The 16,374-nt window shown below is 68.6% G+C and carries 15 protein-coding genes; 8 read left to right on the top strand and 7 right to left on the bottom strand.

The window, feature by feature from the left end; translation table 11 throughout:
• Positions 1 to 90 precede the first annotated feature (90 nt).
• A complete protein-coding gene (locus CDO87_RS11015) occupies positions 91 to 891 on the bottom strand; it encodes an alpha/beta hydrolase (RefSeq protein ID WP_100928825.1) in 801 nt (266 codons plus the stop codon).
• Positions 892 to 1,070: 179 nt separating this feature from the next.
• On the opposite strand from CDO87_RS11015, the gene CDO87_RS11010 reads away from it, so the two are divergent.
• From CDO87_RS11010 to CDO87_RS10995, 4 genes are all read left to right on the top strand, one after another.
• Positions 1,071 to 2,546, top strand: a complete 1,476-nt coding sequence (locus tag CDO87_RS11010) for an NAD-dependent succinate-semialdehyde dehydrogenase (RefSeq protein WP_100928824.1) — start codon at positions 1,071 to 1,073, stop codon at positions 2,544 to 2,546.
• On the top strand, positions 2,531 to 2,914 hold the full coding sequence (locus tag CDO87_RS11005) for a hypothetical protein (protein ID WP_100928823.1): 384 nt from the start codon (positions 2,531 to 2,533) through the stop codon (positions 2,912 to 2,914). The genes CDO87_RS11010 and CDO87_RS11005 overlap by 16 nt, the downstream gene beginning before the upstream one ends.
• Positions 2,907 to 3,824, top strand: coding sequence for a hypothetical protein (locus tag CDO87_RS11000; protein ID WP_100928822.1), 918 nt, complete (start codon positions 2,907 to 2,909; stop codon positions 3,822 to 3,824). Before CDO87_RS11005 ends, CDO87_RS11000 begins: the two co-directional genes overlap by 8 nt.
• Positions 3,825 to 3,984: 160 nt before the next feature.
• Positions 3,985 to 5,217, top strand: a complete 1,233-nt coding sequence (locus CDO87_RS10995) for an aminopeptidase P family protein (protein WP_100928821.1) — start codon at positions 3,985 to 3,987, stop codon at positions 5,215 to 5,217.
• Between the two features lie 120 nt (positions 5,218 to 5,337).
• On the opposite strand, the gene CDO87_RS10990 is transcribed toward CDO87_RS10995, so the two are convergent.
• A complete protein-coding gene (locus tag CDO87_RS10990; protein ID WP_198521864.1) occupies positions 5,338 to 5,910 on the bottom strand; it encodes a hypothetical protein in 573 nt (190 codons plus the stop codon).
• 108 nt (positions 5,911 to 6,018) lie between these two features.
• On the opposite strand from CDO87_RS10990, the gene CDO87_RS10985 reads away from it, so the two are divergent.
• The 3 genes from CDO87_RS10985 to CDO87_RS10970 all read left to right on the top strand — a co-directional run bounded on the left by CDO87_RS10985 (position 6,019) and on the right by CDO87_RS10970 (position 7,633).
• On the top strand, positions 6,019 to 6,345 hold the full coding sequence (locus CDO87_RS10985; protein ID WP_157814969.1) for a hypothetical protein: 327 nt from the start codon (positions 6,019 to 6,021) through the stop codon (positions 6,343 to 6,345).
• Between the two features lie 391 nt (positions 6,346 to 6,736).
• Entirely contained in the window at positions 6,737 to 7,003 is a 267-nt protein-coding gene (locus CDO87_RS10975) for a hypothetical protein (protein ID WP_100928818.1), read from the top strand.
• A 15-nt stretch (positions 7,004 to 7,018) separates the two neighbouring features.
• A complete protein-coding gene (locus CDO87_RS10970; protein WP_100928817.1) occupies positions 7,019 to 7,633 on the top strand; it encodes a DUF1523 family protein in 615 nt (204 codons plus the stop codon).
• Positions 7,634 to 7,748: 115 nt separating this feature from the next.
• Here CDO87_RS10970 and CDO87_RS10965 read toward each other — a convergent pair whose 3' ends face one another.
• From CDO87_RS10965 to CDO87_RS10950, 4 genes are all read right to left on the bottom strand, one after another.
• Positions 7,749 to 8,732 carry an ester cyclase gene (locus CDO87_RS10965; RefSeq protein ID WP_100928816.1) on the bottom strand — a complete coding sequence of 328 codons (984 nt, stop codon included), beginning with the start codon at positions 8,730 to 8,732 and terminating at the stop codon, positions 7,749 to 7,751.
• Between the two features lie 17 nt (positions 8,733 to 8,749).
• Positions 8,750 to 9,628, bottom strand: coding sequence for a DmsC/YnfH family molybdoenzyme membrane anchor subunit (locus tag CDO87_RS10960; RefSeq protein WP_100928815.1), 879 nt, complete (start codon positions 9,626 to 9,628; stop codon positions 8,750 to 8,752).
• A 60-nt stretch (positions 9,629 to 9,688) separates the two neighbouring features.
• Positions 9,689 to 10,438: a 4Fe-4S dicluster domain-containing protein gene (locus CDO87_RS10955; protein ID WP_100928814.1), complete on the bottom strand. Its 750-nt coding sequence runs from the start codon at positions 10,436 to 10,438 to the stop codon at positions 9,689 to 9,691.
• A gap of 99 nt (positions 10,439 to 10,537) precedes the next feature.
• The gene (locus CDO87_RS10950; RefSeq protein WP_100928813.1) at positions 10,538 to 13,354 is read right to left on the bottom strand and encodes a molybdopterin oxidoreductase family protein; all 2,817 of its coding nucleotides are present in this window, start codon (positions 13,352 to 13,354) and stop codon (positions 10,538 to 10,540) included.
• A gap of 249 nt (positions 13,355 to 13,603) precedes the next feature.
• Here CDO87_RS10950 and CDO87_RS10945 point away from each other — a divergent pair, with 249 nt between their 5' ends.
• The gene (locus CDO87_RS10945) at positions 13,604 to 14,458 is read left to right on the top strand and encodes a phosphate acyltransferase (RefSeq protein ID WP_100928812.1); all 855 of its coding nucleotides are present in this window, start codon (positions 13,604 to 13,606) and stop codon (positions 14,456 to 14,458) included.
• A gap of 70 nt (positions 14,459 to 14,528) precedes the next feature.
• Here the strand turns inward: CDO87_RS10945 and xsc are convergent, their stop codons facing one another.
• Positions 14,529 to 16,313 carry a sulfoacetaldehyde acetyltransferase gene (gene xsc / locus CDO87_RS10940; RefSeq protein ID WP_100928811.1) on the bottom strand — a complete coding sequence of 595 codons (1,785 nt, stop codon included), beginning with the start codon at positions 16,311 to 16,313 and terminating at the stop codon, positions 14,529 to 14,531.
• Positions 16,314 to 16,374: the final 61 nt, after the last annotated feature.

Below are 16,374 nucleotides of genomic sequence, written 5' to 3'. Positions count from 1 at the left end.
TCCTTGGCGCAGGGTAGCAGATTTTTCACGCACGCGCGGAAGGCGGCGCAAAGCCCCGCCCTACCTGCCGTCACGCGCGGCCCGGAAGGATCACATCGACAGGAGCCGCTCGGTCAGGGCGCCGGACGGGTCGGCGAGGCTGTCGATCACGTCGAAGTGGTGCTTGCCTTCGTCGACGACACGGGAACAGCCCCAGGCCTCCTCCAGCCATTCCGCCTGTTCGAGGAAGGCCGGGCGTTCGGCGCCGCCCACCCAGACCGTGACCTTGGCGCGCGGCGCGGAGTGGAAGATCGGGCTTTCGGCCCGCGCCTCCTCCGAATCGAGCTTCAGGTTGGCGTTCATCGCGGTTTCCATCAGCGGGCGCAGGTCCGACAGGGGCGAGATCGGCAGGATCGCCTGCACCCGCGCCGCCACATCCTCGGGCAGCACGCCCGTTCCCATGCGTGCCGCGAGGTGCCCGCCGGCGGAATGGCCGGTCAGACGGATCGGGCCCTGCACCTCTTCGGCGGCGATGGTCACGGCCTGCACCACCTGGGCGGTGATGTCGCGGATGCGCACCGAGGGACACAGGTCGTAGGACGGCATCGCCACCGCCCAGCCCCGCGCCCGCGCGCCTTCGGCGAGGTGCGACCAGTCGGACCGGTCGAAGCGCTGCCAGTAGCCGCCGTGCACGAAGACGACCAGCCCCTCGGGCGTGCGGTCGGGCAGGAACAGGTCCATCCGGTGACGCGCCCCCTCGCCATAGGGAAGCCCCAGCACTGCCTTCTGTGCCGGGGAAAGACGCTTGCGGTAGGCCTGCGCCTCGGCGGCCCAGCGGGGCGGATAGCTGGCCCCGTCCGGAATGTAGGCGCCGTTCTCGTAAGCGTCGGAGAGGTCTGTTTTCTGATCCATCTTGGTCCTGTGTTCCTGCCGTTCCTTGCCGTGCCGCTGCAAATGCCGTTTCAACCCGGCGGGCGAAAGGAGTAGAGAGGGGCCAGCCCTGTCGCGTTCGATGGACCGGCAGCCCGATTACACTTGCGTGCGGCACGCACTAGATGTGGAGCCTAACGCATAAAAGCGGAGAGGAAACCATGCTCGACCAGACGACCGACCTCAAAAACCTGCTGAAGGATCCGACCCTGCTGGAGAGTCGCGCCTACGTCGACGGCGCGTGGATCACCGGCGACAAGACGTTTTCCGTCACCAACCCGGCCCGCGGCGACGTGATCGCCGAGGTCTGCGACCTGAGCCGCGAACAGGTGGCGAAGGCCATCGACGCCGCCTACACCGCGCAGAAGGAATGGGCCACGTGGACCGGCAAGGAACGCGCCGCCGTCCTGCGCAAGTGGTTCGACCTGATGATGGAGAACCAGAACGACCTCGGCATCATCATGACCGCCGAGCAGGGCAAGCCGCTGGCCGAGGCCAAGGGCGAGATCGCCTATGCCGCAGGTTTCATCGAGTTCTTCGGCGAAGAGGCCAAGCGCATCTACGGCGAAACCATCCCCGGCCACCAGCGCGACAAGCGCATCATGGTGATGAAACAGCCGATCGGCGTCGCCGCCTCCATCACGCCGTGGAACTTCCCCTCGGCGATGATCACCCGCAAGGCGGGTCCTGCGCTGGCCGCCGGCTGTGCCTTCGTCGCGCGCCCGGCCAAGGAAACCCCGCTGTCGGCCATCGCCCTCGCCGTTCTGGCAGAGCGTGCCGGCGTGCCCGCGGGCGTGTTCAACGTCGTGACCTCCTCCTCCTCCTCGGAGATCGGCAAGGAGTTCTGCGAGAACCCGAAGGTCCGCAAGCTGACCTTCACCGGCTCGACCGAGGTGGGCCGCATCCTTCTGCGGCAGGCCGCCGACCAGGTGATGAAGTGCTCGATGGAGCTGGGCGGCAACGCGCCGTTCATCGTGTTCGACGACGCCGACCTCGACGCGGCCGTGCAGGGCGCGATCATGTGCAAGTTCCGCAACAACGGCCAGACCTGCGTCTGCGCCAACCGGATCTACGTGCAGTCGGGTGTCTATGACGCCTTCGCCGAGAAGCTGAAGGAAGCCACCGCCAAGCTGAAGGTCGGCGACGGGCTCGAGGACGGCACGGACCTTGGCCCGCTGATCAACTCCGACGCCATCGACAAGGTGCAGGAGCACATCAGCGACGCAACCTCCAAGGGCGCGAAGGTGGTCTACGGCGACGGCAAGCCGCTGAGCGGCGAAGGCCACTTCCTGCCGCCGACCATCCTGACCGGCGTCACGCAGGACATGCAGGTCGCCACGGACGAGACCTTCGGCCCGCTGGCACCGCTGTTCAAGTTCGACGACGTGGACGACGTGATCGAGATGGCGAACGACACCATCTTCGGCCTTGCGTCCTACTTCTACGCCAAGGACCTGAGCCGCGTCTACAAGGTGGCCGAGGCGCTGGAATACGGCATCGTCGGCGTGAACACCGGCATCATCTCGACCGAGGTCGCGCCCTTCGGTGGCGTCAAGCAGTCCGGCCTTGGCCGCGAAGGCTCCCACCACGGGATCGAGGACTACCTGGAGATGAAATACGTTTGCCTCAGCGTATAAGCCCGGAGCGCTTCGACCTGCTGGTCGACGATGACGACCTCGTCGTCGACCTGCCCGCATGGTTCGCCGCCGCCCACACCGGCGACGGCGCGCCATGGCTGCCTGCCGCGCAGGCCGACGAACTGGCCCGCTACGGGCTGAAGCGCGGCGAAGGTGTCGCGCTGATGGAAGCCGCCGCCCGCATGTTCCGCGAACCGCCCAGCGACATCGGCTGGGAGATCCTCGGCAACGACCGCGACGGCTACAACTGGACCGACCACCGCGATCCGAAGCTGGCCTACCGCGTCTTTCTGGCCAAGCTGAAGAAGGCCCGGCTGGATGGTGTCACCCTGCTCTACAAGCTCTGGCTGGAACCGGGCGGTGCCTGAACCGGAACTGGCGCGGTTCTACCTCTACCCGGCCCTGCGCGCGCGACTGCTGGCCGGGCGCCTGCCGTTCCTGTCCACCGTGCGTGACGTCCTTCAGGCCCGCGGGTGGGAGGTGCACCTGCACGACGACAGCCCGGAGGAACTGGCCGCCGCCCGGGACCGCCCCGGATACGCGCTGGTGCGGATGATCGAGCCGCCGAACGCGCGCGGCCTGACCTTCCGGCGCACCTACTTCGCCCCCTTCTGGCATATCGAACGCAGCGCCGAACGCTGGACCTGGCCGGTGGCTCTGGCGGAGTTCGACCCCGCCACGGTGAACCCGCAGAAGGCCGCGCGCTTCCTGTCCAACATGCGCGCCCGGCACTTCGCCGGGGCGCAGACGACGCGGGAGGGCATGGTGCTGGTGCCGCTGCAGGGCCGCCTGCTGGAGCGACGCTCCTTCCAGAGCATGTCGCCGCTGGCCATGCTGGAGGCGGTGCTGGAGCACGACACCACCCGCCGCGTGCACGCCACCCTGCATCCCAAGGAGCACTATGAAGCGGCAGAGACCGATGCGCTGGACGCCTTGCAGCGCCGCTTCCTCCGGCTGACCGTCACCTTGGGCGGCACGGGCGCCATGCTGCCCGCATGCGATTACGTGGCCACACAGAATTCCTCTGTCGTCGTGTCGGGCTATTTCCTCGGGAAGCCCGCCGTGCTGTTCGGCAGGATCGACTTTCACCACATCGCGGCGAAGGTGCATGACCTCGGGCCGGAAGAGGCGATCCGGCAGGCGCCCGGCATGGCCCCGGACTTCGCCGCCTATCTCTGGTGGTTCTTCCGCGACCACGCCATCGACGACAGCCGCCCCGATGCTGGAACGCGCATCCTGCAGGCGCTGACGCGCGGCGGCTGGCCGGTCGGCGACTAACCCGCAACACGCCTCTTGCCAGACGGTGCCCGGTTGGCGCAGAACATCGTCAGGGGAGGCGATGGCGTCGCCGAACACATCCCCGATTCCGTCCTGTACGCCGGGACCTTCGTTTGCCAGCGCGGCAGGGGAAGGCCCGCCGCGCGACAGGAGACACGGAATGACCACAACGACCCTCGAAAAGCCCGCCCAAAGCCGCCCGAAAAGCTATCGCTTCCACCAGGGCGACCGCGTCCTGCCCTTCGCGCCCGCCGAATACGACGCCCGCCTTGCCGGGCTGCGCGCGATCCTGCGGGACGCCGGGCTCGACGCCGCCGTGCTGACCTCGATGCACAACATCGCGTATTACTCGGGCTTCCTCTACTGTTCGTTCGGCCGGCCCTACGGGCTTGTCGTGACCCAGACCGAAAGCGTGACGATCAGCGCGGGCATCGACGCGGGCCAGCCCTGGCGGCGGTGCCACGGCGACAACATCACCTACACCGACTGGGAGCGGAACAACTACTGGCGCGCGATCCTGTCGGTGACCGGCGCGGGCAAGGCCATCGGCTACGAGGCCGACCACATGACGCTGGCCTCCAAGGGGCTGATGGACAGTTTCCTGAAACCCGCCTCCTCCGCCGACATCGCGCCCGCGACCATGCGCCAGCGGATGATGAAATCCGCCGCCGAGATCGAGCTGATCCGCGCCGGGGCCGCAGTGGCGGATGTGGGCGGCTACGCCATCCACGACGCGATCCGTCCCGGCATCCGCGAAATCGACGTGGCCATGGCCGGCCGCGACGCGATGGAACTGGAGATCGCCGCCCGCTTCCCGGATGCGGAATACCGCGACACCTGGGTCTGGTTCCAGTCGGGCATCAACACCGACGGCGCGCACAACCCGGTGACGGCGCGCCAGTTGCAGCACGGGGACATCCTGTCGCTGAACTGCTTCCCGATGATCTCGGGCTACTACACCGCGCTGGAACGCACGATGTTCGTGGGCGAGGCCGATCCGGCGTCTCTGAAGATCTGGGAGGCCAACGTCGCCGCACATGAATACGGCATGTCCCTTCTGAAGCCCGGCGCCTCCTGCGCGGAAATCACGCTGAAGATCAACGACTTCTTCGCCGAGCGCGACATGCTGCAATACCGCACATTCGGCTACGGCCACTCCTTCGGGGTGCTGTCGCACTACTACGGGCGCGAGGCCGGGCTGGAACTGCGCGAGGACATCGACACGGTGCTGGAACCCGGCATGGTGATCTCGATGGAGCCGATGCTGACCATCCCCGAAGGCCAGCCCGGCGCGGGCGGCTACCGCGAGCACGACATCCTCGTCATCACCGGGGACGGCAACGAGAATATCACCGGCTACCCCTACGGCCCCGGCTTCAACGTGGTCGGCTGACGTCAGAAAGGGTGCAGAATCTGCACCCTACGATCTGCGCGGCCCGGTGACACCCGGTGACACAAGGGCCGCGCAGCAAGACGGGCAGCGGCGAAGGCTGCCCGCCCCCGAACCGAAGTATCACTGGCCGAAGACGGCCATGCCCTCGAAATCCATCTTGTCGAGCAGGCCGCGCGCGGTCTCCACATCGCCCTCGGCCTGCACCAGCACGCGGTTGCCGATCAGCGCCATCATCTGCCCGTCCTGCACGGCAAAGCGCTGGCGGCCGATGCGTTCGGTCTTCATCCCCATGGCGCCGGCGTTGTTGATCATCGCCGACATGCTGGCGACCATCGGGTTGTCGGCCATCAGGGTCAGCTTCAGCTCTTCCCCGTCCTGCGACATGTAGCGCGCCTCTGCCCCGACGCCGCCGCCCATCATGGCAAGGCCGGTGTTCATCTCGGTGTTCACCTCGCGCGTCCAGCCGTCGGGCGCGTCGGGCAGGAAGGCGCCAAGCGAGGCGGTCTTCATCTCCACCAGCCGCTGCCGGGCCATTTCGAGGTCGTCGAGCGCGAACTGGATATCGCCTGCGTCATAGGCCTCGCGCGCCGAATCGAGAAGGTCGGTGACCTCGTCGGCCTGCGCGGGCAGGGCTGCCAGGGACAGGGCAACAAGGGTGGGGGCAAGCAAGGTGCCTGTAGTCAAACGAAACATGGAAATCTCCTCGGGTGCAAAACAATGCCGCCACTGTGACTCTGCAAGGGCGTTGCCGCAACCCCCGGCCCGTTGCCTTCGGGGTGCCGCGACGCCATCTTCTGTGCCATGATCCTCGGCCTCCTGATCCCCACGGCGATCCTCATCGCCCTCGCCGTCTTCGTCACCCGCGGGGTGGAACGGCTGATGCCGGAGACCATCCCCGGCATCGCCGCCGCGGCGCTGCTGTCGGCGCTGGCGCTGGTCGGGCTGTCCGCCTGCCTCTTCGCGGTGCTCTACCTGCTGGAAACCCCCTCGGCCGCGCGCCTGATCGGCCAGCGCGGCGGCGTTCTGCATTTCCTGCTGCTGGGCGTTCAGGCGGGACTGGTCTGGGGACCGATCGTGCTCCTTGTGTCGGTCACTGCCCCACGCCGCTGGCGCACCAACGTTTGGTAGGACAGGCCACGGCCAGCGGGTCCTCAAGGGGCTGCGCCAAGGGGATCAGGACCGCCGCCGGCACGACAACCACGAAGGTGGCCAAGCCGGTCAGCATGACCCGTTCGGCGCGCCCCGGCGCCGCGAACATACGAGCGAGCAGACGCACCGAAACGTCGGAAACGGCCTCCAAGGCGCACGTCCTCCCCTTCGAAACCTGCACATGCGCAAGACGGACGCGCCCGGCCTACCAAGCAGAACCGCTGCCCGCTTCGGACCGGTTCAGGCCGCGGAAAGGACAGGCCAAGGCTGAACCCATTACGTGACACCTGCGCCGGACCTCCCCTGCGACGCGGTTTGTCGTTGATTTTCCACGCAGGCCGTATCAGGTCATGAACAAAGGGAGACTGCGATGCTGGCCTTCGGGCGCTTCTTCATCCTCGCGTTCGTGATCTGCTCGGCCGCCTACGTCGTGCTGTGGCTCAGCCTGCGCGCGCGCCGCCGCCGCATGATCCTCGAGGAATGGAAGGCCAACCCGGAGGAGATGTCCCTTCACGCCTACCTCGACGCCGAGACGTCGCGCTGGGACCGCATCCGCCATCGAACTCTGATCGTTGTGGTCTATATCCTGCCCATGTGCACGGTCACCGCGATCATCTACCTTACGAATTTCCACTGAAAGGTCCGCTCCGCCATGAAATTTGTGAAATGGACGTTCATCGTGCTGTTCTGGCTGCTGGTCGCGGCCTTCCTGCATTACACGCTGCCGCAGCACGACGTGGTGCGGATCACGGACACCTATGAAAAGCGCGTCGATCCGGGCGAGAACAGCCTGTTCTGGGCGCAGGCGGACACCGGCACCGATGGCACCCTGCCGAACCGCGACGTGTTCTTCATCCAGACCCGGCGCGACAACGGCGAGATCATCGTCTACCGCAACGAGGACACCGGCTGGGGCTGGCCGCCGTACTTCAAGTTCGACACGTCGAACCTGCAAGCCGAGGCGGCCGACATGAAGTCCACCGCCGACAACCCGCGCTGGGTGGCGGTGCGGCACTACGGATGGCGGAACGAATTCCTGACCATCTTCCCGAACGCCGTGGGCCTGAAGCAGGTGGCGGGGCCGGACGTCAGGATCATCCCGTGGACCGCCATCGTCATCCTCGTGATCCTGGCAGCGGTCTACTGGGCGATCCGCGTGCGGTGGAAGCGGTTCTGGCGCAGCCGCGTCGACCCGATGCTGGAAGAGGCCGGCGACCGGCTCGACCAGGGCAGCCACCGGATGAAGGGCATGTTCAGCTCGAAATAGGGCGGGCCGTTGCGGGGCGTCCGGGGCGGGCGCCCTGTCCGGACGTTGCGGACGTGGCCGTGGCGGATGTCACGGGCGCGACAGGGCGTAGGGCGGAGATTCTCCGCCTTCCCCCTCAGCCGTCTCCGCGGGCCAGGACGATCTGCATCCAGACCGCCGGCACGTCCACCAGCGTCCACTCGCGGCGCAAGCCGTCCGGCCCGAACTCCGCCTGCGTCATCCCCATCACCAGCAGCTCCGCGCCGCTCGGCGCGCCGAACAGGCCCCAGCCGTCGTGCCGTCCCGTGAGGGTCCAGCGCAGCGTGGCGCGCGGGCTGGCGGGAGCGTCTTCCTCGCCCATGGCGCTCTGCACCGCGAACCGGGCGGAGGGGAGCGAGGCGCGCAGCGCGCCCCAGAACCGTTCCGCCGCCGCCGGGCCGCTGTCGGGCTGACCGCCGGGATAGGTCACTTCCGCCGCCGGGTCGTACTGGCGGGCAAGGACCGCGATCTCGCCCGCCATCACGCGCGTGATAATATCCGACAGCGTCTGACCCCAGGGCGAGGTGTTGCCCTTGCCGTCGAACCGCGGCGGCACCTCCGTTTCGGGTGAGAGTGGCGGCGCACAGCGCTCCGGCCCGCCCTGCGCGGCCACGGACCTGCGCGCCCAGTCGTCGGGCGGCTCCCCCAGCGCGTTCAGGATGGCGAGCGTGTCGGCCACGCGCCATTCCTCGGCGATCTCGTTGCCGCGGCACCAGAGGTCGGTCATCACGCGGTGGCTGATGTCGCGGCCCGTAGGCGCACCGTAAAGGCCCGGCCCGTCATGCGTGGCCCGGCACCAGAGCCGCCGGGCGGCCAGCACCGACTTGTAGCCCGACTGCGCCCATATCGTTTCCTCGGGAAAGAAGGCGATGTCGGGCATGGCGGACAGGCGGGACTGCGCCTCCGCCCGGATCGCGTCCCGTCCCCGCAAGAGGCCCGGCCCGGCGTGCACGACGGCGTCCCCGGCGTAGACCTTGGCGATGCGGTCGAGGCGCCGGTCGGTCCAGATCTCGCGCAGGGTGCAGTCGATGAAATCCGGCGCGTCGCGCCACCGTTCGTCGAAACCCGGCAGGAATGGCATGGATCGGACGCTCCCGTTCAACCGGACGGCGCGCGTCCGTAATAGAGGCCCACGACGTGTTCGGCTTCGGCAAAGAACAACCAGCGGGCCACCACCACCCCTGCCACATGGGACACCGCTGCAACAAGCGCAAAGAGATGGTGGAACGGCAGGAGCAGAAGCAGGACGGGCAGGACAAAGGCGAGCGCGGCGGCGATCACACGCAGTTTCGCCGCGTGCTTGCGCCCCACGACAAAGACCATCTCGCGCGTCAGGTAATTGGACCCGGTGTGCGGCGGCTCGAAGGCGCGCGGGGTGCCGCCGGTCAGGCCCGTGGCGGTGGCCAGCGTCGTGCCGGAGCGCGCCATGCGCCTGTCGCCGTCCCACCACGCCCAGCCTTGCGCCGCGCCGCAGGCGATCAGCAGGAGGATCGCGGCCACGATCCGCCCCGACAGCAGCGCGCCCCCGGCCAGCGCATAGAGCAGGAAGACCGCGGGCGTCGACGGATCGTGCCAGCGCGGCACGGTCCGGAGCTGGGTGTAGATCATCGCGGTCGACCCCACGGTGACAAGCGCCAGGAGCGCGCCCAGCCATCCCAGCGGCAGGACCGGCGTCGCGAAGAACACCAGCGCGGCCGCGTATAGCCCGCAAAGCGTCAGTGCGGCAGCAGAGGCCCAGGCCTCGCGCGACAGCCAGCTCGACCGCCACTGGGTGAAGGCCTTGAGCGCCCGCTCGGGCCGTCCGAGGTGCTTTGCGCTGGCGCCCAGCCCGCAAAGGGCCAGCACGAAGGCCAGGGCGAAGAAGACGAAGGCCACCCAGCCGGTGGGCGGCGTCGGGTCGATCCCCAGCCAGAACAGCAGGCCGAAGCCCAGGCCGGACAGCGTGGTGAAGGCGATGAGAGACGGGGCCGGATGCATTCTTGTCCTTCGAGGGAGGGCGGCGCGAAGCCCCGCCCTACAGGGTGTTGCGCGGTGCGGTCAGAGCTTGTCGAGGGCCTTGTCGAGCCAGCCGAGGAAGCCGCGCGGCTCCTCCGCCACCGGCGCGAGCCACGGGGCCAGGACATCGGTTTCCGCCTCCCATGTGTCCCGGGGGCGGGGCGGGAGGTACTTGTTCACGGGTTTCGTGCCCTGCTCGGGCATCAGGTCGATCCCGCCGCGCTCGACCACCAGCAGGCTGACGGGACTGTCGGGGTCGGAGAGATCGCCGAAATGCCGCGCGCCCGCCGGGCAGGTGCGGACGCAGGCGGGCACGCGGTCTTCCTCGGGCAGATTGTCGTTGTAGATCCGGTCGACGCAGAGGGTGCATTTCTTCATCACGCCCTCGGCCGCATCCAGTTCGCGTGCGCCATAGGGGCAGGCCCATGCGCAGAGACCGCAGCCGATGCAGTCGCTTTCGTTCACCAGCACGATGCCGTCCTCGGTCCGCTTGTAGCTGGCGCCGGTGGGGCAGACGGTGACGCAGGGCGCGTCCTCGCAGTGCAGGCAGCTTTTCGGGAAGTGCACCAGCTGGGCGGTGCCCTGTTCCGGCGTGACCTCGTAGCTGTGCACGCGGTTGAGGAAGGTGCCCGAGGGGTCGGCGCCGTAGGGATCGCTGTCCGAGAGCGGCGAGGGCTGGCTTTGGGTGTTCCAGCCCTTGCAGGCCACCACGCAGGCGTGACAGCCGACGCAGGTGTCGAGGTCGATGACGAGGCCGAGGGTCCTGTCGGTCTGTCCGGGCAGCTGTGTCATGTGGTGGCCCCCCGCTGGTTCGCGGCGGCGCTCGCCGGGCGTTGCGGCCGGGTGACGGGGTCCGTGCCGCGAGTATTTGGGAAGCAGAGAAACATGCGGTCAGTCCCTTACCTGCCAGCGGAGGCTGTCCGGGGGCTGCGGAACGGGGCTGGCCTGCCGGCCGGTCTGCGGGCGGGCCTCCTGCGGGGGGGTGGCCTTTGCGATGCGGACGCGCAGGTCGAACCATGCAGCCTGACCGGTGACCGGGTCGGAGTTCGACCAGCGGAGGCCGTCGCCTTTGGGGGGCAGCAGTTCGTGGATCAGGTGGTTGAGCAGGTAGCCCCTTGTCGCCTCGGGCGCGTCCGGGTCGAGCGCCCAGGCGCCCTTGCGCTTGCCGATGGCGTTCCACGTCCAGACGGTATGCGGGTTGAGCGCGGCCATCTCCAGCACCGGGACGGTGATCTCTCCGTGCGGGGAGGTGACGCGCACCCAGTCGCCGTCGCGCAGGTCGTGCGCCTGCATGAGGGCGGTCGGGACGTAGAGCGGGTTGTGGCCGTGGATCTGGCGCAGCCATGCGTTCTGGCTGCCCCATGAGTGGTACATCGCCATGGGTCTTTGGGTCAGCGCGTGGATCGGGAAGTCCGCATCGGTCGCGCCGTCGGAGGGCGGGTACCAGACGGGGAGCGGCGTCAGGCAGTCCCTGATCCGGTCGCGCAGGTGGTCGGGCGGCTGGTGGTTGCCCTTCCCCTCGGCCGCCATCTGAAAGCGGCGCAGCGGTTCGGCGTAGAGGGTGAAGAGGTAGGGCGTGGGCGCGTCCATCAGACCGTGTTCCACCGCCCAGTCCTGATAGACCATGTTCCACGGCTTGAAATACTGCGCGTCCGCGGGGATGTGCATGGCGTGAAAGCCGCCGTTGGCGATGTAGCTTTCGATCTGCCCGCCGTTCGGGTCGCCGCGCCCGTGCTGCAGCCCGTGTTTGCCCAGCCGCCAGCCGGAGAGCGGGCCGATGCCGGGCTTGCGTTCGTGGTTGATCATGTAGTCGGCGTAATCGGCGTAGAGCGGCGCGCCGTCGCCGTCCACCATGCCCGGCAGGCCCAGCCGCGCGCCGAGGTCCAGCAGCACCGACTGGAAGCCGCGCACGTCGCGGTCGGGCTCCACCACCGGCCAGCGGATCGCGTCGGCGGCGGCGCCGGGTTCCGAAATCGGGCGGTCGAGCAGCGAGATGCAGTCGTGCCGTTCGAGGTAGGTGGTGTCGGGCAGGACCAGGTCGGCGTAGGCCACCATCTCGGACGAATAGGCGTCGGAGTAGATGATGCGCGGGATGACGTAGTCACCGCTGTCGTCGGTGCGGGTCAGCATCTCCATGACGCCCTTCGTGTTCATGGAGGAGTTCCACGCCATGTTCGCCATGTAGAGGAACAGCGTGTCGATGCGGTAGGGATCGCCCGCGACCGCGTTGGAGATGACCATGTGCATCAGCCCGTGGGCGGACAGCGGGTTCTCCCAGGTGAACGCCTTGTCGATCCGGAGCGCCGTGCCGTCAGGCCCCAGCGCGAGGTCCGCGGGCCCCTGCGGATAGCCGAGGTGCGCCCCCTTCAGCGGCTGGCCCGGCACCGCCTCGGCGTGCGGTTTCGGGTGGGCGGTGGCCGGCTTCGGATAGGGCGGCTTGAACCGCATGCCGCCGGGGGTTTCCACCGCGCCGATCAGGATCTGCAGCAGGTGCAGGGCGCGGCAGGTCTGGAAGCCGTTGGAATGGGCAGAGATGCCGCGCATGGCGTGGAAGGCCACCGGGCGGCCCACCATCTGCGCGTGCCGCTCGCCGCGGAAATCGGTCCAGGGGCGGTCCAGCACCACAGGATCGTCGAAGGCGGCGCGGGCGATCTCTGCCGCCAGGGCGCGGATGCGGGCAGGTGTCAGGCCGCAGCGGTCGGCCACGGCCTCCGGCGCGTAGGCGTCCGACAGGTAGGTCTCCGCCAGCCCGGACATCACCGTGACATGGGTGACGCCGGCGCGGCGGATGTGGCCGGCCAGGTCGGGCCGGATGCCGGGCGTGTCGAAGGCAGCGGGCCTGCCGGTCCGCCGGTCGACGACCAGCGGCTTGCCGTCCTCGTCGCGCAGGAACAGCCCGTGGGTGTCGGACTTCGGATCGCCGTCCAGCAGGACCGGCGCATCGGTGAAGCGCGACAGGTAGTCGAGGTCGATGCGCCCGGCCTTCAGCAGGCAGTGCACGAGGCTGAGGATCAGGAGGCCGTCGGTCCCCGGGGTGATCCCCACCCAGTCGTCCGCCACCGCGTTGTAGCCGGAGCGCACCGGGTTCACGCCGATGATCTTCGCGCCCCGCGCCTTCAGCCTGCCGATCCCCATCTTGATCGGGTTGCTGTCGTGGTCCTCGGCCACGCCGAACAGGACGAAGAGCTTCGCGTGCTCCCAGTCGGGGGTGCCGAATTCCCAGAAGGCGCCGCCCATGGTGTAGATGCCGGCCGCCGCCATGTTGACGGAGCAGAAGCCGCCGTGCGCCGCGAAGTTCGGGGTGCCGTATTGCTGCGCCCACCAGCCGGTGAAGCTTTGCGACTGGTCGCGCCCGGTGAAGAAGGCGAGCTTTTCGGGCGTCGTCTCGCGGAGGGGTTTCAGCCAGGAGACCGCCGTTTCGAGCGCCTCTTCCCAGGTGATCTCCTCGAATTCGCCCGAACCGCGCGGGCCCGTGCGCCGCAGGGGCGCCCTGAGCCGGGCAGGCGAATTGTGCTGCATGATCCCGGCGCTGCCCTTCGCGCAGAGGACGCCCTTGTTTATGGGATGGTCGCGGTTGCCCTCGATATAGGCCACCTTGCCGGACTTCATGTGCACGTTGATCCCGCAGCGGCAGGCGCACATGTAGCACGTCGTCTTGCGGACCTCGTCCGAGATCCGTGGCGCTGTATCGACCCGTGGCTCTCCCATCCGGCCTCCCTGTCACCGTGCCGCTTCTCGGAGGACCCGGGGGCACGTCTGCATCATTGGTAGATCAATTCCGCCGGACCGCAAGCTTTCGGTCCGCGGTTCCGCTAAACTCGGCCAAGAGGGGACAGAGGCGACGAGTTGCGCGCCGGTTCCGGAACGCCGTTCGCGGGCGACAGCGGCAGGCACGGGCCGGTTGATCTTCGCCCGCCGCGCGGTCAAAGTCTGCCGCGCAGCGATGGCGGGGGTGGCATGGCGGTTCTGGAACAGGCATTTGACACGGCCCGCGCCCGGCAGGCCCGCGTGGTCTTTCCCGAGGCGGGAGAGCCGCGCATCGACGCGGCCTGCGCCCGCCTTCAGGCCGAAGGGCTGGCGGTGCCGGTGCCCCTGCCCGACACGCCGACAGAGGCGCAGGTGGCCGCCCTGACCGGCACGCGCGGGGTGACGGAGCCCATCGCGCGCAGGATGCTGGCGCGCCCGCTGTTCCGCGCCGCCGCCATGGTCGCCGCGGGCGAGGCCGAGGCCATGGTCGCCGGTGTCGCCAACCCGACCCGCCGGGTGATCGAGGCGGCCTCCATCGCCATCGGGCTGGCCGACGGCGTGGCGATCCCGTCCAGTTTCTTCCTGATGGTCTTTCCCGACGGGCGGGAGGTGATCTTTGCCGATTGCGCCGTGAACGTGGCCCCCGACGCCGAGGGGCTGGCCGCCATCGCGCAGGCCTCGGCCCGCTCCGCAACGGCGTTGCTGGGGGAAGCGCGGGTGGCGCTTCTGTCGTTCTCCACCGGGACCAGCGGGGCCGGGCCGTCCGTCGACGCGGTGCGCGCCGCCGCCGAGCGGACGGGCTTCGACGGGCCGATCCAGGCCGACGCCGCGCTGAACCCGGTCATCGCCGCGCAGAAGGGGATGGGCGCGGGCGATGCCAACACGCTGGTCTTCCCCTCGCTCGACGCGGGCAACATCGCCTACAAGCTGGCGCAGGAACTGGCCGGGGCGCAGGCCATCGGGCCGATGCTTCAGGGCTTCCGCAGGCCGGTCTGCGACCTGAGCCGCGGCGCCCGGGTGGAGGACATCGTCGCCGCCACCGCGCTCTGCATCGCGATGGGCTAACGGAAGGCCAGCGCCCTTACGCCCTTCGACACCGGGCGGCACGCCACGGCACGCCGCCCTTCCCGACGGTTCAGCCATGGCCCGGCTGGGGCCGCATGTCTGCCGGGTCGATGCCCGCCACGACATTGGGCTTCTTCATCGCATCACGGCGGAAGGGTTCGCCCAGCTCCTGGTTGATCATCGCCTCGATCAGCGTGGTCACGCCGTCTTCCATCTGGGCGCGGCAGGCCTCGGTCAGCGCCTCGCGCAGCTCGTCCATGCTGCGTGCCACGACACCCTTCAGCCCGCAGGCCTGCGCGATCCCGGCATAGCTCACCTTCTCGTCCAGTTCGGTGCCGACGAAGTTGTCGTCGTACCAGAGCGTCGAATTCCGCTTTTCCGCGCCCCACTGGTAGTTGCGGAAGACGATATGCGTGATGGCGGGCCATTCCTTGCGGCCGATGGCGGTCAGTTCCGTGACCGAGATGCCGAAGGCGCCGTCCCCGGCAAAGCCCACCACCGGCACGTCCGGGCAGCCGATCTTGGCGCCGATGATCGCGGGCAGGCCGTAGCCGCAGGGGCCGAACAGGCCGGGCGCGAGGTACTTCCGCCCCTCGTCGAAGGACGGATAGGCGTTGCCGATGGCGCAGTTGTTGCCGATGTCGCTGGAAATGATCGCATCCTTGGGCAGCGCGGACTGGATCGCGCGCCACGCCATGCGGGGGCTCATCCAGTCGGGCTTGTCCGCGCGGGCGCGCTCGTTCCACGTGGTGCCCGGGTCGTCGTCCTCGTGATCCATCGAAGACAACTGCTGCGCCCACTTGGATTTCGTCTCGGCGATCTTCGCCTTGCGGGCATCGCGGCCCTCGTCCCCGGCGTCCGGCGCCAGTTGCCGCAGGATGCCGGTGGCCACCTTGGCCGCATCCCCGACGATGCCGACCGACACCTTCTTGGTCAGGCCGATGCGGTCGGGGTTGATGTCCACCTGGATGATCTTCGCGTCCTTGGGCCAGTAGTCCATGCCATAACCCGGCAGGGTCGAGAACGGGTTCAACCGCGTGCCGAGGCACAGCACCACGTCGGCGTCGCGGATCAGCTCCATCCCGGCCTTCGACCCGTTGTACCCCAGCGGCCCGGCAAACAGCGGGTGCGATCCGGGGAAGGCGTCGTTGTGCTGGTAGCCCACGCAGACCGGCGCATCGAGCCGCTCCGCCAGCGCCATCGACGCCTCGATGCCACCCTTCGACAGCACCACGCCCGCGCCGTTTAGGATCACCGGCGCCTTGGCGTTCGACAGAAGCTCCGCCGCCGCCGCGACAGAGGTCTCCCCGCCCGAGGAGCGTTCAAACTCGACCGGTTCCGGGATCTCGATGTCGACGATCTGGGTCCAGAAATCGCGCGGCATGTTGATCTGCGCCGGTGCGCTCGCCTGCTTCGCCTTCGAGATCACGCGCGTCAGCACCTCTGCCACGCGCGAAGGATCGCGCACCTCTTCCTGGTAGGCGACCATGTCCCGGAACAGCGCCATCTGCTCCACCTCCTGAAAACCGCCCTGCCCGATGGTCTTGTTGGCGGCCTGCGGCGTCACCAGCAGCAGCGGCGTGTGGTTCCAGTAGGCGGTCTTCACCGCGGTGACGAAGTTGGTGATGCCGGGGCCGTTCTGCGCGATCATCATCGACATCTTTCCCGAGGCGCGGGTGTAGCCGTCGGCCATCATCCCGCCCGACCCTTCGTGCGCGCAGTCCCAGAACATGATGCCCGCCTGCGGGAAGAGGTCGGAAATCGGCATGAAGGCCGAGCCGATGATGCCGAAGGCATGCTCGATCCCGTGGCGCTGCAGTACCTTCACGAAGGCTTCTTCGGTGGTCATTTTCATGGAGTGTCTCCCCGGACATGCGGTTCCCGGCGGCTGGTCCGCCCGGGCTTTGCGCGCCAAT

This window comes from Sagittula sp. P11, assembly GCF_002814095.1.
Classification (GTDB): Bacteria; Pseudomonadota; Alphaproteobacteria; order Rhodobacterales; family Rhodobacteraceae; genus Sagittula.
Note: the sequence above shows the minus strand (reverse complement) of the source record. Positions and strands in the feature narration are given on the sequence as shown.